Source organism: Campylobacter coli (assembly GCA_039516895.1).
Classification (GTDB): domain Bacteria; phylum Campylobacterota; class Campylobacteria; order Campylobacterales; family Campylobacteraceae; genus Campylobacter_D; species Campylobacter_D coli_B.
Window position 1 is genome coordinate 533,529 of sequence record CP154437.1, and the last position, 22,205, is coordinate 555,733.

Sequence of the window (22,205 nt, forward strand, 5' to 3'; positions counted from 1 at the left end):
TATTTTATTAAAAAAGGAAGTCTAAAATGAGAAAAGTTTCTTTAATTGCCGCAGCTTTAATTGCAGGTGTAGCTTTAAATTTAAATGCAGCTACTATAGCTACTGTAAATGGTAAAAATATAAGCGATACTGAAGTGAGTGAATTTTTTGCACCGATGCTTAGAGGAGAGGATTTTAAAAGCTTGCCTGATCATCAAAAAAATGCTCTTTTGCAACAATACATCATGCAAGATTTGATACTACAAGATGCTAAAAAACAAAATTTGGAAAAAGATCCTCTTTATAAAAAAGAATTAGAACGTGCAAAAGATAGCATACTTATTAATGTTTATCAAGAAAAAATTCTTAATTCTATTAAAATTGATTCTTCTAAAGTTAAAGCATTTTATGAACAAAATAAAGAAAAATATATCAAACCTGCTGCAGTTCAAGCTAAGCACATTTTAGTATCTAGCGAGGAAGAGGCTAAAGATATTATTAAAGAACTCAAAGGTTTAAAAGGTAAAGCTTTAGATGATAAATTCAGTCAACTTGCTAAAGAAAAATCAATCGATCCAGGTTCAAAAAATCAAGGTGGAGAATTAGGTTGGTTTGATCAATCAACAATGGTAAAACCTTTTACTGACGCAGCATTTGCACTTAAAAATGGTACTATTACAACCACTCCTATAAAAACAAATTTTGGTTACCATGTAATCTTAAAAGAAAATTCTCGTGCAAAAGAACAAATTAAATTTGATGATGTTAAAAAAGGCATTGAAAATGGTTTGAAATTTGAAGAATTTAAAAAAGTGATCAATCAAAAAGGTCAAGATTTGTTAAACAATGCTAAAGTGGAATACAAATAATGGGCTTGTTAGACATCGTAAAAGCAGGGGTTGTTAGCGGAGATGAGCTTAATAAAGTTTATGAATACGCTAAAGCACAAGGTTTTGCTATCCCTGCTGTTAATGTAGTGGGAACTGATTCGATCAATGCTGTTTTAGAAGCTGCTAAAAAAGTAAATTCTCCTGTTATTATCCAATTTTCTAATGGAGGGGCGAAATTTTATGCAGGGAAAAATTGTCCGCAAGGTGATGTATTAGGAGCGATTAGTGGAGCTAAGCATGTGCATTTGCTTGCTAAGGCTTATGGTATCCCAGTGATTTTGCATACAGATCATGCTGCTAGAAAACTTTTGCCTTGGATAGATGGACTTATAGAAGCAAATGCTGAATATAAAAAAACTCATGGACAGGCTTTATTTAGCTCTCATATGCTTGATCTTAGCGAAGAGGATTTAGAAGACAATCTAAGCACTTGCGAAACATATCTTAAAAAACTTGATTCTTTGGGAATTTCACTCGAACTTGAACTTGGTTGCACGGGTGGAGAAGAAGATGGAGTGGATAATACAGGTATTGATAATTCTAAACTTTATACCCAGCCTGAAGATGTAGCACTTGCATATGAAAGACTTGGAAAAATCAGCGATAAATTTTCAATAGCAGCCAGCTTTGGAAATGTGCATGGAGTTTATAAACCAGGCAATGTAAGCTTACAGCCTGAAATTCTTAAAAATTCACAAAAATTTGTAAAAGAAAAATTTGGCCTAGAAGCTGATAAGCCGATCAATTTTGTTTTTCATGGTGGAAGCGGAAGTGAACTAAAAGATATCAAAGATGCAGTGAGTTATGGTGTGGTAAAAATGAATATCGATACAGATACTCAATGGGCATTTTGGGATGGAGTTCGTGAGTATGAAGCAAAGAATCGTGCATATTTACAAGGTCAAATTGGTAATCCAGAAGGCGATGATAAGCCTAATAAAAAATACTACGATCCGCGTGTTTGGCTAAGAAGCGGTGAGGAAGGTATGATAAAACGTTTAGAGCTTGCTTTTGAAGATTTAAATTGTATAGGAAGAAATTAAGCCTTTGGCTTAATCTTCCTAAATTTTATTTTAAAGATTTTTTGAATTTCTTGATAATAATCTTTAAAATAGAATTTAGCTAATGGGGTATTAGTGTTATGGATATAAGATCGGATGAAATTTCAGAACTCATTCTGCCAGAAAGTAAAGAGAAAAAAGGATATTTAGTTTATTTAAAAATTATTTTTATACCTGCTTTACTTTATGTTTTTATTTTATTGGGTTATTATAATATTATAAATTTCAAAGTCGAATTGCATACTGTTGTTATGATAGGCTTTATTTTTTTCACAGCCCTTGTGTTTGCAAGGCATAGTTCTGAGTATGCATATAGTATTTTTGAACAACAAAAAGATGAATTTAAACAAGCCTTAAAAAGACATATTATGAAGCATTTTCTTACCATAGGTAAAGATACAAAATCCAATGCAAGTTTTGATGATTTTGCTTATGCTTATGTTAAGGGTTCAAGGAATGAAAATTTTGCTAGTATTGGTGCGGCTATTTTTCCTATGATGGGAATTTTAGGAACCTTTATCAGTATAGCATTATCTATGCCTAATTTTAGCTCTAGTGATACAGCGGCTTTAGAGCAAGAGATCGCTCTTTTACTAAGTGGTGTAGGGACTGCTTTTTATGTTTCAATTTATGGTATTTTTCTAGCTCTTTGGTGGATGTTTTTTGAAAAATTTGGAAAGAGTAAGATCGAGCGTTTGTTAAATCGCCAAAAAAATTCTACAAGCGGATTTTTTTGGACAAAAGAAGAACTTGATCAAAGATATTTGAGTGAAAGCTTGCAACATTTTGAAAAAATCGGTGCTATTTTTAAACAAGTAAGCAATCAAGATTTTTTTGCAGAACTTGATCATACTATAGATAGAAAATTTGGAATTTTTCAAGATATGCTCAATGTAGAAGAAAAAGCTATAAGATTGAGTGGGGAGCATATTAAGCAAACTATGGGCGAGTTAAGCAGGGCACAAAGAGATCAAAGAGATCTTGGAAAAATGTATGGTGAAATGCTAAATGGTATAGGAATGCTTAATCAAAATTTAAAAGAAATCAATATGCGAATGTCTGAGCAATATAACCGTCTTCTTGATATCAGCAATGAAAAAATTCAGCATTTTGATAAGACCTTGCTTGCTTTTGATGAAAAGGTGGATCGTTTTGGTAAAAATTTTGAATTATATGAAAAAGCTATTTTAGAAAGTCAAGAAAAGGTTTTTGAAGGCTTTAAGACAAGTCTTTTTGAGGGTATGCATAAATTTAAAGAAGTTTATGAGGAAGAAAAAAGTATCGATGCGAAAATCAAAATGATGGATAAATTAAAGCAAGAAATCAAGAATTTAAATGAAGAAACAAATGAAGTGATGGCTAAGATAGGTAAAACTCCTAGTATTACTCAAGAAGAGCAAGATAATATAGAAAATGAAATTCTTTCAAGCGAAAAGATAACTGAAAATACAGAACAAACTAAAGAAATACAAAACGATAGCGATACTTTAGATTCTAATAAAAATTTTAATAAAGAAGAAAAAGAAGATAAATGAAAAATGAGCAAGAAGAAGGTAATTTTTGGATAGCCTATGCTGACTTGATGGCTGGGCTACTTTTTGTTTTTATCCTGTTAATAGGTGCTATTGTAGTTAAATACGTTTTAACTCAAAGTGATCTAAGAGAAATCAAAGATAATCTTAACAAACAAGAAGCACGCTTAGAAGAAAGTAAAGAAGAGCTTAGAAATAAAGAAGCTATTGTTTTTAAATTAAGCTCTGATTTAAATAATGCTTCAAGTGCTTTAAATCTTATAAATTCTCAAAAAGCAGAACTTGAAGCAAATATCACTAATTATGAACAATTAAGTAAAGAGCTTAATTCATCTATCGATAGCAAAGATAAGCAAATTTTGATTTTGTTAGGTCAGCTAGAAAAGAAAGATGAAGAAATTAGGAATTTGCAAGAAAGCTTTGACAAGGCAAAAGAAAAGGTTCAAAATTTAAGTTTGATTCGCGAGAATTTAAGCAAAGAATTGCAAGCTAAACTTGATAGTAATATTACCATAGATCAAAAAACAGGATCTATTTCTCTACCTTCTGAGGTATTATTTGATAAAGATTCTTACACGCTTAAAAATGAAGCCAAGGCGAGTTTAAGAAAAATTTTAAGTGAGTATTTTAATGCTATTATTAATGATCCAAAGATTTTATCTAACATAGAAAATATCATCATCGAAGGACATACAGATAGTGATGGATCTTATATTTATAATCTTGATTTATCTCAAAAACGCGCTTATGAGGTAATGAATTTTATCTATACTTTTTATAAGGATACAAGGTTGCAAAAACTTTTGATGGCAAGTGGTAGATCGTTTTCTGATCCTGTTCTTGTTAATGGGGTAGAGGATAAAGACAAAAGCCGCCGCATAGAAATTAAATTCAGTATTAAAAATGACAATGCTTTAAAAGATGTTGAAAAGTTTTTTGAATTTCGTTAAGAATTTTAAATGTTAGTTTCTCCCATAGAAAAAATTCAATTTCAAGGATTTGAATTTTATATCAAGCGTGATGATTTGCTAGGAGAAATCAATGGAAACAAAGCTAGAAAACTTGCTTTTTATCTTTCTCAAAACTATGATCAGGGTCAACGCTTTATAAGTTATGGTGGCATTCAAGGTAATGCTTTGGTAGCACTTAGTATATTTGCGACTAAAAGAAATTTGATTCTTGTTTATGCTTGTGAAAAGATTCCTGCTTATCTAAGAAATAATCCTTGTGGAAATTATAAATTAGCCTTAGAAAACAATGTTTATTTTATCGAAAATCACAGCGATAAAGACTTAAAAACATTTGCGCTTTCTTTGTGTGAAAAAGATGATATTTTTATAGAGCAAGGAGTTGCTAATTTAAATGCCGAATCAGGTTATATTCAACTGGCCAAGGAAATAGAAAGTCAAAGTAAAAATTTAGGTTTAGATTTTGATATTTTTCTACCCTCAGGCACGGGAACTTCGGCTGCATTTTTAGCTAAAAATTCCAAATTTAAAGTTTTTACTTGTGCTTGTGTTGGAGATGAGTACTACCTTAAAACTCAAATTTTAAATCTTATTAAAAATTATGATTTTTCGAATTTAGAAATTCTAAAAAGTGATAAAAAATATCATTTTGCTAAACCTTATTTAGAATTTTATCAGCTTTATAAAGATTTAAAACAAGAATGTCTAGTAGAATTTGATTTACTTTATGATATGCTAGGATTGAGTATAGCCTTAAAAAGAGAATGGAAAAATCCCTTGCTTTATATCCACCAAGGAGGAATTTCTGGAAATTCCTCTATGTTAGAAAGATATATATTTAAATACTGCAAAGATAAATAATTTATTTTTGTAGATGATTTAAAAGATTTTTACACGCTAAAGAAATGATTTGATAAGTTTCATCAAAATTCCCACTATACCATGGATCAGGAACTTCATCATATCCTAAATGAGAAGCAAAATCAGTGATTTTTAAAAGTTTATTTTGAGTATTTTTATAATTTTTTTGAACATTCTTGAAATTGGAATTATCCATAGTAATTAAAAAATCACTTTCATCACAAAGTACTTGAGTGAGTTTTTTGCTTGTAAAATTTTGATATTTTATATCCAAGCTTTTGAGTTTATTTTGAGTGCCATAGTGCATATTTTCTCCATCATGCTCTCCTGAGGTTCCTGCACTGGTTACAAAAAATTCTTTTTCTAAGTTTGCCTTTTTAATGAGATCTTTCATGACAAATTCGGCCATGGGGGAACGACAAATATTTCCAAGACATACAAAAACTATCTTTTTCATTTTCATCCTTGAAATTTAATTGAAAATTATAAAAAATATCATACAATAATTTTATGGAAAATTTCAATAGGACTTTATGGGTATGTTGGTTTGGCGTATTTACTACAAGTATGGGACTTAGCCAAATCGCTCCAATCTTGCCTTTATATATCAAAGAATTAGGACATACAAATACTAGCGAAATCGCATTTTACTCAGGATTAGCTTTTGGAATTACACCGCTTGGAATGGCTATTTTTTCGCCCTTGTGGGCATATTTGGGTGCAAAATACGGCTATAAAAATATGCTACTTCGAGCAAGCTTGGGAATGTCGGCCTTAACGCTGTGGCTTAGTTTTGCCCATGATGCTATGGAAGTGGTTTTGATACGAGGTTTAACAGGCATTGTATCAGGGTTTACCGCAGCAGCTGTTGTTTTTATTGCTGTAATAGCACCCAAAGAAAAAGTAGCTTACGCCTTAGGTACGCTTTCTACTGCATCTATCAGTGGGAGTTTATTGGGTCCTTTATTTGGCGGAGTTGTGGCAGAAATTTTTAGTATTAGTGCTGTTTTTGACTTGGTAGCCTTTTTGCTTGCTTGTTCTTTTGTGACAATTTTTCTTTTTATTCGTGAGAGAAAAATTCAAAAAGAAGCAAAAAAGAATACTCAAGAATTTAAGGAAAATAAAAAACTTATTGTTATTATTTTCATCACAACTTTTATTATTCAGTTTGGAACTTTTGGGGTAATGCCTATTTTAAGTCTTTATGTAGAACAAATTTATCAAGGTGGAAATTTAGCTCTTTGGGCGGGTGTGGTTGTGGCTGCAAGCGGAATTAGTAATCTTTTCTTTGCGCCCAAACTTGGAAAAATAGCAGATAAAATCGGCCCTAGTAAGATTATTTTTGGTGCTTTGATATTTTGTGGAATTTGTTTTTATTTACAATCCTTAGCTACAAATGTTTATGCACTTATTTTTGTAAGATTGCTCATAGGAATAGGTCTTGGAGGGCTTTTGCCTTGTGTGAATGCTTTGCTTAAAAAAGGTGTTAGTGCTAAAAATTTAAGCCTTGTATTTGGTTTTAATCAAACTTGTCAGTTTTTAGGAAATTTTTGCGGTGCTTTTGGAGGAGGATTGATAACAGCGCATTTTAGTGTAGAACTTGTTTTTGCTTTTATTTGCTGTATTTTTATTTTAAATGCTATAATTTTTTTGATATTTGAAAGAAATTATATTTTTTCTAATCAAGGTTTATAATTTAGAAAGGTGATTTTATGGAACTCATTTTACTTAGTTTGATTGTTATTTTGCTTGTATTTGTCATCATAAAGCAGTTTAAAAATGGCTCTAAAACAGAAGAGAAAGATATTCATATTAGCAATGATATTACCCAGCTTAAATCCATAGGAGAACTCAGTGTTTTTCAAGTCTTTAGTAAAGAAATTGTTACCAAAAAAGATAGTGCTTTTAACGGAATTTGGAAAAGTATTTTGGGTTGGTCTTTAAGCGAAAGACAGATTGCTTTGATTTTTGAATTTGAGATTACATTTTTATATGATTTAAGAGATAAAAATTTTGAAATCATAGTTTTAGATAATGATTATTATAAGATTATTATGCCTGAATGCAAATACAAGCACAGCATTATAGATATGAAATTTTATGATGAAAAAAATGCTAAATTTTTGCCTTTTTTGCTGCCTGATTCTATTAATAGCACAGGACTTAGCTTTAGTGAAAATGACAAAAATAAGCTCATAAGAGAAGCTAAAGAAGAGGTTAAAGAATTGTCATTAAATCTTATTAGAAATTTAGAAAGTAAAATTCACAAAAGCGCTAGAGATACTTTAGAGGCTATAGCCAAAGGTTTTGGAGCAAAAAAGGTAGAGTTTGAATTTAAGGACAATACTCAAAAGCTAGATATAAACTAGCTTTTTTCTTTTCTTACTTGGGTGATACTTTTTCCACCTAAGCCGTAATTATCTGTATCGATTTCATCAATGATTACTACGGTTGAGGCTTTGTTTTTATTTAAAACTCTAGCGAGTAAATCCGTTACTCCTGCGATAAGTTCTTGTTTTTGTTCGTTTGTAGGCTCGCCGTTTTCTTTAGTAATGCGTATATTTACAAAAGGCATTTAAAACTCCTTTATATATTTTTTAATAATTTTAAATAGAAAACATTAATACAAGCTTATTAGAAAAGCTCATTTTTTATAAAAATTATTTTGATAATTAATATTAAATTTATAAAAACAAGATTATAATTTGATACAAAACATTCCTTAAAAAGAGGCTTATATGTATAAAATTATTGCATGTTTTTTTGGAACGATGTTGTTGTATGGTAGTGCTAATGCTTTTTGCGAATATTTGGAGTAAAAACAAGAAAGAGGTGTACCTTTTGCTTTGATGTTTGGAATGGGACTTGGTGTAATGCACCAGGAGTTGGAGATAAAACTTATGCTAGTAAAAATGAATTATTATATAGAAGCTAGCAAAAATAGACTTTGCAAAGAATATCATAAATCTTAAAATGTTTGATTTTTTTATAAATTATATGATTTTTTGTGCTAAAGATCTTTCTAAATTGTTTTTAGGAACTTTAGCTTTATTTTTATTTGTCTTTTTTGGAATTATATTTTTTATATGCGAAGGTGTGTTTTTATATGTATTACTTTTTTGTGAAATAATTTTATTTTTATATATGCTTTTGGGTATTTTTTACATACGTAATCAAAAATTATTTTATAAAATTTTTAATTATTTTATAGCTTTGCAAAAGTTGTTCAAAAGAAAAATTTAAATTTGCAGGAGAGCTTGAGGGTAGGGCTATGGCTTTTAAATGAGGATGAAATTTAGTGAAAAATTGGTAAGCACTTTTCCCTGTGGTAAAAATAGCTTGGATCTGTGCTTGAGAAAGGATTAAATTTAAATCATTAGCTTTTGCGTAACTTATAGTTTTATCATCTGAATTTTTAATCTTGCAGCTTTGAAGCACATCCCAAAGGGCGATATTTTTTTCTTTTAAAAACGCTTGTTGTTTTGTTATATTTTCTAATCTTGTATCAAAAAGTGTTTCTAATATAGGCCAAAAACGATTTCTTGGATGCTGATAGTAAAATCCATCTTCTCTTGATTTAACTGAAGGAAAAGATCCTAAAATCAAAATTTTAGAATCCTTATCAAAAAAGGGTTTAAAAGGATGAGTTAAAAACTCACTCACTCGCATAAATCCACAGAGATTTTACCATTTTTAATCTCACTTACTTTTACTTTTAAAATTTGATTTTCGCTTAAATTGAGATTTTTACTTTTAGAATTATGAAGCAAACCATCGATTCCATTTTTAAGTTCTATAAAGGCTCCAAAATTCGTGATTTTTTTGACTTTTCCTTCGAATTCTTCGCCTATTTCAAAGTCTGATAGATCTTTTTCTTTAAAGCCTCTTTTGTTATTTTTTTGAGAGCTTGTGATATTGATAATATAATCTTTTGCAGCTTTGATTTGTTCGTTTTCATTGCCCGCAATTTTTACTTCACCCTTTTCACGATCTAAATCTATAGAAACGCCAAATTTTTCAATAATTTCTTTGATAGTTTTTCCAGCTTGGCCTATGATATCGACTATTTTTGAAGGATCAACATTGAAAAGTTCGAGTTTTGGCAATACCTCTTCATTAACAACGATTTCTTTAAGTGCTTCTTCCATGATGTTTAAGATGTGAATTCTACCTTCTTTAGCTTGATACAAGGCTTCTTTGAGTATTTTTTGATCAATACCGCCCAATTTAATATCCATTTGTAAAGCTGTGATACCGTCTTTACTACCTGCTACTTTAAAATCCATATCCCCATCATGATCTTCTAAGCCCATAATATCAGTTAAAATAGCATATTGATCGCCTTCAAAAATAAGCCCCATAGCTACTCCTGCTACAAGTTTTAAGCTAGGCACCCCCGCTGCTCTTAAAGCTAAAGACCCTCCACAAACCGTTGCCATAGAGCTAGAGCCATTGCTTTCTAAAATTTCACTTACCAAACGGATAACATAAGGATAATTTTCATCTATGCTTGGATAAAGGGCTCTTTTAGCTAAATTTCCATGTCCTAATTCTCTTCTTCCAGGTGCTTTGATAGGACTTGCTTCGCCTACTGAAAAGCCTGGAAAATTATAATTAACCATAAAGCGTTCATTGATAGGATTTTTTTCGGTTAACACATCAACCATTTGCGCATCATTTTCACTGCCTAAAGTCGCTACAACTAAAGCTTGGGTTTGTCCGCGTGTAAAAAGGCAAGAGCCATGTGCATTAGGTAAAATATTTGTTTCTATGGTGATAGGACGCACTTCATTTAAATTTCTACCATCCGCTCTTTTTTTTGTATTTAAAATTTGGCTACGAACGATTTTATGTTTGACTTTTGCTAAAGCATTTAAAATGCTTTCTTCATCCCATTTTGTTGCGCTTTCAAAATTTAATATTTTTTCAGCGATTTTATTTAATTCGCTCGCTCTTTCACTTTTTGCCATTTGATTGATAGCTTGTGCGATTTGATCGTGAAAATTATTTTCTATAAAGGCGAGAAGTTCGAAATTTTCTATTTCATCTTTGAAATTTAAATCGCTTGATTTTTTATGTTTCAAAAAAGCTTCTTCGTAAGCATTAGAGCCATTTAATATAGCTTTTTGAGCTAGGCTTAGTGCTTCTAAAATTTCATCTTCGCTAAGTTCATTCATGCTTTGTGAAGTTGTTTGAGTTAAAACATCTGCATAAGGTGCTTCGATAAAGATTTCATCCTCTTTTTGATTAGGTAAAGCACGCATTTCTATCATTAAAAGTTCATCTTTAACCCCTGCTACATAAAGATCAAGGGTGCTATTTTTAAGCTCTTCATTGTTTGGATTTAGGACAAATTTTTCTTCTATGCGTCCTATGCGAACTCCACAAACAGGAGCTTTCATAGGAATATCGCTAAGATAAAGTGCTACGCTTGCTGCATTTAGACTCATAACTTGTAGATCAACTTGTGGATCAGCAGAAAGAACCATTACGACAATTTGAGTTGGGTAAGCATATCCTTTTGGAAAAAGTGGACGCAAGCTTCTGTCTATGATGCGTGCAGTTAAGGTTTCTGCATCGCTTGGTTTAGTTTCTCTTTTAACATAACCACCTGGGATTTTTCCTGCTGCATAAGCTTTTTCTATATACTGAACAGTTAGAGGTAAAAAGTCTTCTTCAACAGGCTTTTCTTCTCTTGCAACTGTAGCTAAAACGACACTTTTTCCTTGTCGCATAAGTACAGCACCTGCAGCTTGTTTAGCTACTTTTTCTATATCAAATACTTCTAAATTACCATTAATTTCTATACTGTATTGCATAATTTGTCCTTTTTTTCCATATAATAAATTTGTCAAACTTTTAAAAATATTTAGCAAATCTCATTCCTTAATTTTAAATTTTACTCTCCGTTTCTGCTAAAGAAAAATCGTATTTAACTCCACCTAAAGGATAGAAGTTAAAAATAAAATAAATACCGCTTTGATTTTTAGCAGTAATTCCCGCACTTGTAAGTTGCGGATCAATTCTTTCTCTATACATTAAAGAATAATTCCAACATTTGCGTTGAAAAGTATATCCAAGTTCCCACATATTAGCATGTGCTCTTTGGGTATCAAACCAAATTCCTCCAAATAAATGATAATTTGCACTAGCAAGGTAATTTGCACGAGTACCTATAAAGCTATATTTTCCATACTCATCATTTTGATAGGCGTGCGAAAAGCTCCAATTAAATTTAGAATTAGGTTTGATTTCCATTTGACTGATGATATTTGTAAAACGATCTTGAAGATCAGAGTAAACAATCTCACTATTAAAACTGATATTGTTATTATAATAATAACTTAATAAATTGCTTATTTCATCAAAACTGCCTTGCTTGTTTAAATAATCAATATTAAGTCTATGTTTGATTTTTTTTTGGCCTTCATTATTGTAAAAGTATTGAGTAGTATAAAGGCCAAAGTGTTCTTCTTCTTTGTTGGATTCTTCAAGATAATCCTCCGAAATACTTCCTGATTTGGCTCCTGGAAGAATATACCCTAAACCAAAATTAAGAGTGTGAAAAAAATTATCATATGCTTTAGATAAATCAGTATAAAGATTAAAATCATGTGTATTTCTAAAATAATGCTCATGCTCTTTTTCAGGATAATGACTATAATTTAAAAATGAAGCATAAAAGCGTTCAGTAAAAGTAAAATGTAAGAAATCATCAAAAAAAGCATTATGGTAAGAAATAGGCAAATTTAAATTCAGTTGATTTGCATAAGGGCCTACGGGACGATAAAAATTATGAAAAGATGCATCAAAAGAATAACGCAAGCGTTCATCAAAAAAATTATTCAAAAAGCGATGATATTGAAAGCTTGGGTATTCTTGCAGGGTATTATCGTTATTTAATGCAGAAGTATCGATATAATACTTTGCATAAGCCCCATAATAATTATTTTCATCTGCTAGAAAATAATTGATTTTTGAAGTAACCAATGAATTTAAATCACGATAATCCCTACTGCCAAGATTAAGATAATCTATATCATTAAGATAGGTAGCATCTACCCATAAGCCTTCTTGAAAATTATCACCCAGTAAGGTTTTAATTAAATCATTTCTAGCATATTTTAATTCTGCACCATAATGACTTTGATTTTTTAAATTTTCATCATGATAATAGGATGAATTTTCCCTAAAGGCTCCTAAATTTACCTCTCCCATGGAATAAGGAGAATCAACAAATCTTAAGGTGGAGTAAAGTCCAAAGCCACGATTGGTTCTGATTTGAGGATTTAATTCTAGATCCCAATTTTCATAAGGCGCTATATAAATAGGCTGCTCATAATATAAACCCTCGCTGTTTTTTAAGACTATCTTTGGGATTAAAAGTCCACTTTGGCGATGAGTATCCGCACTAAAGCCAAAATAAGGCAAATAAAATACAGGAAAATCTTTAACATATAGCTTGGCATTATATAAATGGACAAAATTATTTTCCCTATTGAGCCATCCTTCAGAAAAGCGAATTTCCCAATCAGGATCTTCAACATTGCAACTTGAAACAGCTGAAATTTCGCTTTTGAAAATATTTTCATCTAAATAGCTTGTTTTGCTTTGAAACCATACTTCTAGATTATTATTAGAAAAGAAGAAATTGTTAAAATTGGCCTTGTTTGAATTTAAATTGATTTTAGCGTAGTTAGAATGAGAGCGTTCATTTTGGCCTCTTAATATATTTACATCACCAAAAAGTTCTAAATCTCCGGTTTTTTCATTGTAAATAGCTTTATTGGCGGTGATAAAATAAAAGTCTGAAAAAATAACTACATCTTCATTTGCAGTGAGTATATCTCCTTGTTTTTTAGCATCAAGTGCATAAATATCCACTTGGGCGGCATCGAGTAAGGTAAGGCTAGCGCTTAAAAATAAAATTTTACGCCACATTAACTACTATTGTCCTTGCTAGATAATCTTCCCAAGTTTTGCGTAAATCATTGCTCAAAGCCCAAGCAAAGCCTAACATAAATGCCATATCGCTTATTTGTCTTACGATTGAGCGTATGCAGCTTTGGTTTAAATTGGGCTTGTCTAATAAATCTTCATCTAAAATAATGATTTTGCACACCATTTTTCCTAAACTTGCTCCATATAAATAAGTAAAAATTGTTTGGTAGGTAATATGAAGCAATAAAAATCCTAAGTAAAAATCACCTAAAATTTGAGCTGTATCAAACAAATCTTTAGCATTAAGCAATTTGTCGTAAAAAATAACAAATACAATCAGCGAAAGTACAAGATTATCAATAAAGTATGCCAATATCCTTTTGTTAAAGCTAGCAATGGTAAGATTTTCTCGCTCAAGACGCGTAAGCAAATCTTCTTTCATTGAATAACCTGATGAGCAATATCTTTTCTAAATTGTTTGCCTTTAAAATGAACATTCTCGCAAAGCTCATAAGCTTTTTTCTGTGCTTCTTCTATGCTTGAACCTGTACCAACACAAACTAATACACGCCCACCATCTGCCATAAGTTTGCCATCTTCTAAGCTTACTCCAGCATAAGAAATATGTGTATTTTCAGGAATATTTGTTATAGAAATTTCACTTTTTGGAGAGCTTTTGTAAGGGTAATTCTCGCTCGCACATACTACGCCTACTGCATAGTCTTTTTTGATTTTTATTTTAGTATGTCTTAATCGTTTTTGCGTAGTGGCTAAAATAAGCTCTAGAGGATTTTCAATCAAAGGCATTAAAACTTCGCATTCAGGATCTCCAAAACGCACATTAAATTCCAAAACATAAGGTTTGTTACCTACAACCATAATGCCTATAAACAATACCCCGCAAAATTCACTACCTTCTTTTTTCATACCTGCAAGAGTCGGGATAATGATATCTTTTTGTATTTTTCTAAGCAAGCTTTCATTTGCTAAGGAGCTTGGAGCGTATGCCCCCATACCACCTGTATTTGGTCCTTCGTCTCCATCTAAAAGTTTTTTATGATCTTGTGCAGCAGGTAAAAGCACAAAGTCATTACCATCGCATACTGCAAAAATACTAAGCTCAAAACCATCTAAAAATTCTTCTATCACAATAAGCTTGCCTGCTTCACCAAAACTTTCTCCACTAAGCATTTTAGATGCTTCTTCTATAGCTTCTTCATGGGTTTTTGCAATGATTACCCCTTTGCCAGCACAAAGCCCATCGGCTTTAACGACAATAGGAGGCGTTAAGCTTAATATAAAGTTTTTTGCTTTTTCTATATCGTTTGTATTTAAAAATTTTGCCGTTTTGATACGGTATTTTTTTAAAAAACTTTTCATAAAAGACTTAGAAGTTTCAAGCATAGCCGCAGCTTTTGTAGGGCCAAAAATAGGAATATTGTGTTGTTTAAAAATATCTACAATGCCTTCAGCTAAAAAACTTTCACTACCTACTATGCATAGATCAAAATCTTTCTCTTTTGCATAAGTAGCTAAAACTACAGGATCTTTAAAGTTGAGATTGGTTCCAAGACTTTCGGTAGCACCATTACCAGGAGCAAAATAAAATTCTAAATTTTCATCCACACGCTTTAGAGCTAAAGCGATAGAATATTCACGAGCGCCGCTACCCAAAATCATTATTTTCATTTATTCTCCTTGTATCAAACCCAAACAGCCGCTTAATAAAGATTGACCCCAAAAAGTCAAAGAAAACCGCTAGGCAATTTTTAAAGGCTGCAACTTCTCGCTTCTTTCGAAACTCAAACGACGCCACAGAACACGGTAAATCGCACAATCACAGTTAATAAAAATATGTTGGATCACTTTAAATATCACGAACTGTTTAGGCAAGTAAATTATAGCTTTATTTAGCTTAAAATTCTATGTTTAAATCAGTTTAAATTTGGTTTTCCCTATTTTATCAAAATGTTTTCCTTCTAAAATAATATCTGCTACACTTTCCCATACATGCTTTTCATCGATAAAAACTATATCAAAACTATTATCACGCATTAAGGATTGATAATTGACTTTTTTAGGAGCGTATTTTACTATGAAATAGGGATTTTGTGCAAAGGTTTCTATTTTTAATTTGCAAAGCAAATCCAAATCCGAAGTTACGACTAAAAATTTTTTTCTTTGTTCTTTGGTAATTTTTTGGATATAAACTAAAAGTTTTTGATCAAAAGGATTGAGTGCTGCTTTGTTTAAACGACTTAGATAATGTTCTGCAAATGAAAGAGAACAAAAGGAATTTTCTATATTGCTCATTGTAAAATATGAATTTTTAACCCCTGATGATTTTAAGGATAAGTGCCAAATTTTAACATCCATTATCGTAGCACATAAATTAAGACCTGTAATTATTTTTTTAAAGAGTTTTTCGCGTGAAAGTTTGAAAGCATTTTCAAAAATATTATAATTTTTCTTATAAAAATCCTCTTGTATAGCACCCAGTCTTTTAAGGGTTGTTCTATAATACTCCGCTTCTTTTTGAAGTTTTGCTAATTTTTCTTGTCTTGCTTTGAGTTTTTCAGGATCTGTATTGGCCGCATTGCTTTTGAGTTGAATTTCAGATTGTAAAGCTTTCATTTGTGCCTCAAGTGAAGCAAGGCGGTTTTTTCTTGTATCTATGGTAGCTATTAAAGCTTGGTAATGACATTGTAAAGATAAGAAAGTTTCATTAAATATTTTAGTGATATTGGGTTTTTTATCTGCTATCATTTGTTTGTAGGAATTTTCTAAGTGCATCATAATGCTTTTTAAGGCGCTAAATTGGGTTTGATCTATGCTATTATCCATAAAAATTAAAGTATCATAAGCTTTAAATAAAAATCTTTTAAGGATAAGATAATCCAAAATACAAGGAATATCTTTTTCATCTTGTAAATTAGCTTGCAAAGCTTCAACAGATAAAATTTCATGGGCAAAATATTTTTGTATAGCTTGAGGAATGGTAAAAGATAATGGAATTTTTTCTATAGAATCAAAATCAATGCTTCTATAAAGTTCTGTAATATATGCACTTCTTCGAGAATTTTGTAAATCTTCAAGCTCATCATCGCTATCGGTTTTCCAAAAATCATGTTCAGTGATAAAATCACCCTCTTTAAATTCTTGAAATTTGGAAGGTTTTATCCCTGTGATAGTTTTGCTTACAGGTGCAGGAGCGCCATTTTCGGCTTTTTTATCACTAGAGAGCGTGCGAAATTCAACAAGCATCCCAACGCTGGGCATACTTTTCTTATCATTCCAAATTTGACGACTAAAGTCAAAAAAAGTATTTGCCGAATTTGTTACAGTTCCACGCCCTGTGGAATCCATATATATAGCTATTTTTCCATGCATATTTCATCCTTGAAAGTTTTTAAAAGATAATTTTAGCTTTATTTTTATAAAAATTTTATAAGCAAAAGGATAAAATCGCATGTTTGATTTTAAAAATTTTTTTAGTTATATTTTTTACTATAGGAAAAATTGAATGTTTTTTTATGAATATCTTAAAAATCCAAAACAAATCGGTGCCTTTTGCTCTAGCTCCCAAAAACTAGGTTTTGTTATGACTCAAAATATTAATTTGCGTCAAGCAAACTATATCGTAGAAATTGGACCTGGCACAGGTGTTTTTACGGAAAATATTTTAAAATATAAAAACAAAAAAGCGCAATTTTTTGCTATAGAAATCAATAAAAATATGGCAGAGAAACTTAAAAGAAAAATTGCAAATTTGGATATAGAAATAGGAAGTGCTGAAAATTTACCTTATTTTTTAAGGCAAAGAAGTATAGCTAACGCAGATGTGATTGTTAGTGGAATTCCGTGGAGTTTGCTTAAAGATCATGAGCAAGAAAAGCTTTTAAAAATCATTCATAAAAGCTTAAAACCCAATGGTTATTTTAGCACTTTTGCTTATGTATTGCCTACTTTTTCAAGTTTAAAATTCCGTCAAAAGATATTTTCTTTTTTTTCAGAGGTAAGAATTTCAAGAGTTGTTTGGCAAAATTTCCCACCTGCTGTGGTGTATTATTGTAAGAAATAGATTTTACACCCATTTTTTGCTAAAAAATAATTTAACGCTTTATGATATGAGATTATCTTAGAACGCATACATTGCATTTGGATTTTGTAAAATTTGGGCTAAGCTTGGTAATTGCTCTAGATTACTTCTTTTGAGTAAAGCTATATCATAATTCTTTCTTTTTAGCAATAATGAGCAATTCTCGATCACCCGTAGTTTCTTCCATATAATCTTCTATGGAAGATAAGATATCAAATCCGTTTTGCTTTAATAATTTATGTACTTTTTCTAAATCTAGAGCACTATGGTAAAATGATTCTCCCCACATTGTGCTGATAATTTCGCCATCATTTTTTCCATGGGTAAATAAAAACAATCCATCAGGTGTCAACAAAGAAGAAATGATTTGATAAATACATTCTTGCTTATCGTGACTAATATGCCAAATAGAATCAAATGCGATGATTGCATCATATTTTTTATCTGTTTTGAAATTTAAAATATTCTCTACTAAAAAAGTAGCATTATGTAAGTTAAGTTTTTGTGCTTGTTTTATCATTTCTTCTGAAATATCTATCCCAGTAACTTGAAAACCTTGTTTTGATAAATACGAAGCAATAGGATATCCTGTTCCACAACCAATATCTAACACTCTTGAATTTGACTTCAAATCATTCGCAAAATCAATAATGCATTTATTGGTTGAAGTGCTTTTTCGAAAATCACTCCACTTTTTACAAATTTTATTGTACGAATCTTTTATACTATTTTCCATCTGTATATCCCTCAAAACTTATAACATTTTTTGATTTTTTTTATAAAATAAAACCAATACGCTTGATATAGTCTTTTTTCATGCTTTGCATGTTGACTTTTTTAAGTATTAAAAATTCGCTAAAGAAGATTTAAATTCTTGAAAACCTGTGTATTGTTATCAGGTTTTCAGATTTTTTACTTTATTCCCATTCTATAGTTGCAGGTGGTTTACTTGAGATATCATAAACTACGCGGTTAATGCCTTCAACCTCATTGATAATACGACGCGAGATATTTTCTAAAATTTCATAAGGTATATGTGAAAAAGTCGCCGTCATTCCATCGCTTGCATCAACAACGCGAACGCAAACAGTATTATCATAAGTTCGGTTATCTCCCATAACGCCAACACTTTTTACATTTAACAATACACAAAAAGCTTGCCAAGTTTTATCATACCAACCTGTACTTCTTAATTCTTCAAGCAAGATAACATCCGCTTTGCGTAATAATTCAAGGCTTGGGCGATTGACTTCTCCCATGATGCGTATAGCAAGACCAGGGCCTGGGAAAGGATGGCGATAAACTATTTCTTTGCTTAATCCAAGCTCGATACCTAAGGCACGCACTTCATCTTTAAAAATTTCTTTTAATGGTTCAACAAGCTTAAGATTCATCTTTTCAGGCAATCCGCCCACATTGTGGTGACTTTTGATAGTTTTACTTGCACCTATAACCGAACTTTCTATGATATCGGTATAAAGTGTGCCTTGGGCTAAAAATTTCACATCTTTATGCTTTTTAGCCTCTTCTTCAAAAACTTCTATGAAGGTATTGCCTATGATTTTGCGTTTTTGTTCAGGGTCAGTTACTCCTGCTAAGCGATCTAAGAAAATCTTGCTCGCATCAATACTTATAAGATTAATTCCTAAGGTATTTTTAAACATAAATTCAACTTGTTCTTTTTCACCACTTCTTAAAAGTCCATTATCTACAAAAACTACTATAACTTGATCTTTGATCGCATTTGCTAGCAAGGCTGCTACGACACTGCTATCTACCCCGCCACTTACAGCACAAAGAACTTTATCATTGCCCACTTCTTCGCGAATTTTTTCAGCTTGAGTTTTTGCAAAAGATCCCATATTCCAAATACTTTCGCAATTGCAAGCATATTTTGCAAAATTTTTCAAGATACTTTTACCAAATTCGCTGTGCTGCACCTCAGGGTGAAATTGTAAAGCAAAGAATTTTTTCTCTTCATTTGCAAAAACACAATACGGGCTATTTTCACTCGTTGCTAAAACTTCAAAACCTTGTGGTAAATTTTCAACCTTATCAGAATGACTCATCCAAACGATTTGTTTTTTAGGTAGATTTTTAAACAAATCACTATCTTTTTGAATTTCTATACTTGCTTTGCCGTATTCTTTGTGTCCAGCTGGAGCAACATTGGCTTTATAGTGATGAGCCATAAGCTGCATACCATAGCAAATTCCAAGTATCGGTAAGCCTAGATTAAAAACTTCTTTATCACAAAAGTACGCATCTGTTGCATAAACACTTGCAGGGCCACCGCTTAAAATAATACCCTTAGGTTCTTTTGCTTTTATATCTGCTAAACTTACATTAAAAGGCAAAATCTCAGCATAAACGCCTTGCTCTCTCAATCTTCTTGCTATAAGCTGAGTATATTGCGATCCAAAATCCAAAACTAAAATATCTGCTTTTTTCATTCTACCACCTATTTAATTGTTCGTATTTTTTAATGTTTTTTACTGAACCGTTTTGTTCGTAGCTAGTGTATTGCGGGTTACCCTTATAGCCACAAGCACACAAAAAAATTAAGAAAAAAAATGCTAAAATCATCTTATGGAAAAATTTCAAAGTCCAAAGATAATTAAAAATACTAGCGCCATTCTTAATGACTTGATGAGTAAGTCTCATTATCGACCCTTAAAAACCTTATTTTTTTGTAAAGATTTTTTAAATTCTTTTCCGCCTGCCAAACAGCGTTTAATCGCTAGAATTTATATAAAAAATCATATTTTAAATATAGTGACTTTAAATTCAGCCGCTTACCAAGAATTAAATCACGATAATAGCAAAATTTACATTAAAGTTCTCATAAAAAAATACGGAAAAATGTATCCTTTGAGTGGATTTTCAGATATAAAAGATTTAAAAATTTTCACACAAAAATATAACAATATAATAAAAAATAATGAAAATTTCACGGCTAAAAAACCCTACATAGAATTAAGCCTTGGAAAATTTGAAAACAAAATTGAAAATAAAATTTTAGCAAAGAAATTTGAAGAAATAAGGCAAATGATAAAAAATGACTGAAATTTTGCTTAAAAACACTCTCAAAGAAGAGCTTCAAACTCTACCTTCAAATGCTGGAGTCTATCAGTATTTTAACGCCGAAGGAAAACTTTTATATGTAGGCAAGGCTAAAAATCTTAAAAACCGCGTAAGATCTTATTTTGCTTTTACTCCGAATTTGCATGCTAACCCAAAAAACTCTTTAAGAATTCAAAAAATGATAGAAGAAGCAGTGCATTTGGAATTTATTACGACAAATTCAGAAGCTGATGCTTTGATTTTGGAAAATTCTTTTATCAAGCAACTTCATCCAAAATACAATATTTTACTAAGAGATGATAAGACTTATCCTTATATTTATGTAGATTTTAATGAAGAATTCCCGCGTTTTGAAATCACTAGAAAATTAGTAAAAAAGAGTAAAATTAAATATTTTGGTCCCTTTTTTAAAGGAGCTAGAGAGCTTTTAGATGCACTTTATTTGTATTATCCATTAAAACAAAAAGCAAGTTGTAAATCCCCTTGTATTTTTTACCAAATTTCTCGCTGTCTTGCACCTTGTGCTAAAAAAATCACTCAAGAAGAATATCGTTTGATTTTAGATAAAGCTGTTAACGCCCTTTTAAGTCCTAGTATTTTAGTGAAAAATTTGGAAAAACAAATGTTTCATTTAGCCCAAAATGAAAATTATGAAGAAGCGGCAAAAATAAGAGATCAGATCGCTACGATAAGGGATTTGGAAATTAAAGTTGAGATTGATATCGCTAAATTAGAAGACTTTGAAATTTTTGCTTTAGCTTGTGAAAGCTCTATGCTTTCAACTTTGCGTTTTGTCGTGCAAAATGGAAAAATCATCAGTGCCAATTCTAAAATCACCCCGCTTAAAAATAATACAGATTTTGATAAAAATGAGATTTATAAACAACTTATTTTAGAAAATTTTAGCATAGACATTCCCTTGGTTACAAATACTATTTATGTTTATGAAGAATTTGAAGATAGGGAGCTTTTAGAAGAAATTTTAAGTCAAAGATTTGATAAAAAAATCAGTATTAAGGTTCCTAAAATAGGAGAAAAAAGAAGAATTTGTGATTTGGCATTTCAAAATGCGTGTTTAAATATACAAAAAGAGCAAAAAAATAGTGATTTTAATATACAAAAAGAACTTAAAAATTATTTTGAGCTTGAAAATTTGCCAAATTATATAGAGGTTTTTGATAATTCTCATATGCAAGGTGTGGCGAATGTAGGAGCTATGGTAGCCTATAAAATGGGTGCTTGGGATAAGTCAAATTATAGAAAATTTCATTTAAAATATAAAAATGACTATGAGCAAATGCGCGAAGTTTTAACGCGTAGGGCATTAGATTTTGATAAAATGCCTGCTCCTGATTTGTGGCTTATAGACGGGGGAAAGGCTTTGCTTGATTTAGCTAAGGAAATCATCTTAAGTAGCGGGGCAAATGTTGATATTTTAGCAATCTCAAAAGAAAAAATCGATGCTAAAGCTCATCGTGCTAAAGGAGGGGCTAAAGACAAAATTCATTCCTTAAAAGGAGAATTTGCCCTAAGTATTAACGATAAAAAATTACAATTCTTACAGAAATTAAGAGATGAAGCACATCGTTTTGCCATAAGTTTTCATCAAAATACTAAGAAAAAACAAGATTTATCAAGCTCTAAGCTTGCAAAATCAGGTCTTAGTGCAGGAGCTATACAAAAACTTTTGGCGTATTATGGAAGTTTTGAAGCTATTTATGAGGCAAATTTTGAAGAATTGTGCCAATTAGTAGGAAAAAAATCAGCGCAAAAAATAAAGGAAGATTGAT

The 22,205-nt window shown here is 31.1% G+C and carries 20 protein-coding genes; 10 read left to right on the forward strand and 10 right to left on the reverse strand.

The annotated features are described in order from the left end of the window. The first annotated feature begins 26 nt into the window (after positions 1-26). From AAID94_02590 to AAID94_02610, 5 genes are all read left to right on the forward strand, one after another. Positions 27-848 (forward strand): peptidylprolyl isomerase, encoded by an 822-nt coding sequence (locus AAID94_02590; GenBank protein ID XAK24423.1) that lies wholly within the window; start codon positions 27-29, stop codon positions 846-848. Further along, entirely contained in the window at positions 848-1,912 is a 1,065-nt protein-coding gene (gene fbaA, locus AAID94_02595) for a class II fructose-bisphosphate aldolase (protein ID XAK24424.1), read from the forward strand. The genes AAID94_02590 and fbaA overlap by 1 nt, the downstream gene beginning before the upstream one ends. 98 nt (positions 1,913-2,010) lie before the next feature. Beyond that, positions 2,011-3,465 (forward strand): MotA/TolQ/ExbB proton channel family protein, encoded by a 1,455-nt coding sequence (locus tag AAID94_02600; GenBank protein XAK24425.1) that lies wholly within the window; start codon positions 2,011-2,013, stop codon positions 3,463-3,465. Beyond that, positions 3,462-4,412, forward strand: coding sequence for an OmpA family protein (locus AAID94_02605; GenBank protein ID XAK24426.1), 951 nt, complete (start codon positions 3,462-3,464; stop codon positions 4,410-4,412). The genes AAID94_02600 and AAID94_02605 overlap by 4 nt, the downstream gene beginning before the upstream one ends. A 9-nt stretch (positions 4,413-4,421) precedes the next feature. Next, complete coding sequence (locus AAID94_02610; GenBank protein ID XAK24427.1) at positions 4,422-5,291, forward strand: 1-aminocyclopropane-1-carboxylate deaminase/D-cysteine desulfhydrase; 870 nt, start codon at positions 4,422-4,424, stop codon at positions 5,289-5,291. Between the two features lies 1 nt (position 5,292). Here AAID94_02610 and AAID94_02615 read toward each other — a convergent pair whose 3' ends face one another. Further along, a complete protein-coding gene (locus tag AAID94_02615) occupies positions 5,293-5,748 on the reverse strand; it encodes a low molecular weight protein-tyrosine-phosphatase (GenBank protein ID XAK24428.1) in 456 nt (151 codons plus the stop codon). Between the two features lie 53 nt (positions 5,749-5,801). Here AAID94_02615 and AAID94_02620 point away from each other — a divergent pair, with 53 nt between their 5' ends. Both AAID94_02620 and AAID94_02625 read left to right on the forward strand, forming a co-directional pair. Beyond that, positions 5,802-6,986, forward strand: coding sequence for an MFS transporter (locus AAID94_02620; GenBank protein ID XAK24429.1), 1,185 nt, complete (start codon positions 5,802-5,804; stop codon positions 6,984-6,986). A gap of 17 nt (positions 6,987-7,003) precedes the next feature. Further along, a complete protein-coding gene (locus AAID94_02625) occupies positions 7,004-7,660 on the forward strand; it encodes a DUF4230 domain-containing protein (GenBank protein XAK24430.1) in 657 nt (218 codons plus the stop codon). Here the strand turns inward: AAID94_02625 and AAID94_02630 are convergent. From AAID94_02630 to AAID94_02660, 7 genes are all read right to left on the reverse strand, one after another. Further along, the gene (locus AAID94_02630; GenBank protein ID XAK24431.1) at positions 7,657-7,866 is read right to left on the reverse strand and encodes a 4-oxalocrotonate tautomerase family protein; all 210 of its coding nucleotides are present in this window, start codon (positions 7,864-7,866) and stop codon (positions 7,657-7,659) included. The two genes, AAID94_02625 and AAID94_02630, sit on opposite strands and share 4 nt — an antisense overlap. A gap of 605 nt (positions 7,867-8,471) precedes the next feature. Continuing rightward, complete coding sequence (locus AAID94_02635; protein XAK24432.1) at positions 8,472-8,954, reverse strand: DNA-deoxyinosine glycosylase; 483 nt, start codon at positions 8,952-8,954, stop codon at positions 8,472-8,474. After that, on the reverse strand, positions 8,951-11,110 hold the full coding sequence (locus AAID94_02640) for a polyribonucleotide nucleotidyltransferase (GenBank protein XAK24433.1): 2,160 nt from the start codon (positions 11,108-11,110) through the stop codon (positions 8,951-8,953). Before AAID94_02640 ends, AAID94_02635 begins: the two co-directional genes overlap by 4 nt. 73 nt (positions 11,111-11,183) lie before the next feature. Then, complete coding sequence (locus AAID94_02645; protein ID XAK24434.1) at positions 11,184-13,232, reverse strand: LPS-assembly protein LptD; 2,049 nt, start codon at positions 13,230-13,232, stop codon at positions 11,184-11,186. After that, on the reverse strand, positions 13,222-13,674 hold the full coding sequence (locus AAID94_02650; GenBank protein ID XAK24435.1) for an RDD family protein: 453 nt from the start codon (positions 13,672-13,674) through the stop codon (positions 13,222-13,224). The genes AAID94_02645 and AAID94_02650 overlap by 11 nt, the downstream gene beginning before the upstream one ends. Beyond that, positions 13,671-14,921: a phosphoribosylamine--glycine ligase gene (gene purD / locus AAID94_02655; GenBank protein XAK24436.1), complete on the reverse strand. Its 1,251-nt coding sequence runs from the start codon at positions 14,919-14,921 to the stop codon at positions 13,671-13,673. The genes AAID94_02650 and purD overlap by 4 nt, the downstream gene beginning before the upstream one ends. A gap of 240 nt (positions 14,922-15,161) precedes the next feature. Then, a complete protein-coding gene (locus tag AAID94_02660; protein ID XAK24437.1) occupies positions 15,162-16,622 on the reverse strand; it encodes a hypothetical protein in 1,461 nt (486 codons plus the stop codon). A 133-nt stretch (positions 16,623-16,755) separates the two neighbouring features. On the opposite strand from AAID94_02660, the gene AAID94_02665 reads away from it, so the two are divergent. Further along, positions 16,756-17,313, forward strand: coding sequence for a methyltransferase domain-containing protein (locus AAID94_02665; GenBank protein XAK24438.1), 558 nt, complete (start codon positions 16,756-16,758; stop codon positions 17,311-17,313). Between the two features lie 145 nt (positions 17,314-17,458). On the opposite strand, the gene AAID94_02670 is transcribed toward AAID94_02665, so the two are convergent. Both AAID94_02670 and guaA read right to left on the reverse strand, forming a co-directional pair. Continuing rightward, positions 17,459-18,067, reverse strand: a complete 609-nt coding sequence (locus AAID94_02670) for a class I SAM-dependent methyltransferase (protein XAK24439.1) — start codon at positions 18,065-18,067, stop codon at positions 17,459-17,461. Positions 18,068-18,248: 181 nt separating this feature from the next. Beyond that, on the reverse strand, positions 18,249-19,784 hold the full coding sequence (gene guaA, locus AAID94_02675) for a glutamine-hydrolyzing GMP synthase (GenBank protein XAK24440.1): 1,536 nt from the start codon (positions 19,782-19,784) through the stop codon (positions 18,249-18,251). A 136-nt stretch (positions 19,785-19,920) separates the two neighbouring features. Here guaA and AAID94_02680 point away from each other — a divergent pair, with 136 nt between their 5' ends. Together AAID94_02680 and uvrC are read left to right on the forward strand one after the other, a co-directional pair. Beyond that, positions 19,921-20,397 carry a hypothetical protein gene (locus AAID94_02680; GenBank protein XAK24441.1) on the forward strand — a complete coding sequence of 159 codons (477 nt, stop codon included), beginning with the start codon at positions 19,921-19,923 and terminating at the stop codon, positions 20,395-20,397. A 4-nt stretch (positions 20,398-20,401) separates the two neighbouring features. Beyond that, positions 20,402-22,204, forward strand: coding sequence for an excinuclease ABC subunit UvrC (uvrC, locus tag AAID94_02685; GenBank protein XAK24767.1), 1,803 nt, complete (start codon positions 20,402-20,404; stop codon positions 22,202-22,204). The last annotated feature ends 1 nt before the right edge of the window (position 22,205 follow it).

Coding starts and splice junctions, on each gene's coding strand:
- AAID94_02665 (XAK24438.1), top strand. CDS start 16,756: ATGTTTTTTTATGAATATCTTAAAAATCCAAAACAAATCGGTGCCTTT.
- AAID94_02620 (XAK24429.1), top strand. CDS start 5,802: ATGGAAAATTTCAATAGGACTTTATGGGTATGTTGGTTTGGCGTATTT.
- AAID94_02680 (XAK24441.1), top strand. CDS start 19,921: ATGGAAAAATTTCAAAGTCCAAAGATAATTAAAAATACTAGCGCCATT.
- AAID94_02625 (XAK24430.1), top strand. CDS start 7,004: ATGGAACTCATTTTACTTAGTTTGATTGTTATTTTGCTTGTATTTGTC.
- AAID94_02645 (XAK24434.1), bottom strand. CDS start 13,232: ATGTGGCGTAAAATTTTATTTTTAAGCGCTAGCCTTACCTTACTCGAT.
- AAID94_02670 (XAK24439.1), bottom strand. CDS start 18,067: ATGGAAAATAGTATAAAAGATTCGTACAATAAAATTTGTAAAAAGTGG.
- AAID94_02605 (XAK24426.1), top strand. CDS start 3,462: ATGAAAAATGAGCAAGAAGAAGGTAATTTTTGGATAGCCTATGCTGAC.
- AAID94_02615 (XAK24428.1), bottom strand. CDS start 5,748: ATGAAAAAGATAGTTTTTGTATGTCTTGGAAATATTTGTCGTTCCCCC.
- AAID94_02640 (XAK24433.1), bottom strand. CDS start 11,110: ATGCAATACAGTATAGAAATTAATGGTAATTTAGAAGTATTTGATATA.
- guaA (XAK24440.1), bottom strand. CDS start 19,784: ATGAAAAAAGCAGATATTTTAGTTTTGGATTTTGGATCGCAATATACT.
- AAID94_02600 (XAK24425.1), top strand. CDS start 2,011: ATGGATATAAGATCGGATGAAATTTCAGAACTCATTCTGCCAGAAAGT.
- AAID94_02610 (XAK24427.1), top strand. CDS start 4,422: ATGTTAGTTTCTCCCATAGAAAAAATTCAATTTCAAGGATTTGAATTT.
- purD (XAK24436.1), bottom strand. CDS start 14,921: ATGAAAATAATGATTTTGGGTAGCGGCGCTCGTGAATATTCTATCGCT.
- AAID94_02630 (XAK24431.1), bottom strand. CDS start 7,866: ATGCCTTTTGTAAATATACGCATTACTAAAGAAAACGGCGAGCCTACA.
- AAID94_02590 (XAK24423.1), top strand. CDS start 27: ATGAGAAAAGTTTCTTTAATTGCCGCAGCTTTAATTGCAGGTGTAGCT.
- fbaA (XAK24424.1), top strand. CDS start 848: ATGGGCTTGTTAGACATCGTAAAAGCAGGGGTTGTTAGCGGAGATGAG.
- AAID94_02660 (XAK24437.1), bottom strand. CDS start 16,622: ATGCATGGAAAAATAGCTATATATATGGATTCCACAGGGCGTGGAACT.
- AAID94_02650 (XAK24435.1), bottom strand. CDS start 13,674: ATGAAAGAAGATTTGCTTACGCGTCTTGAGCGAGAAAATCTTACCATT.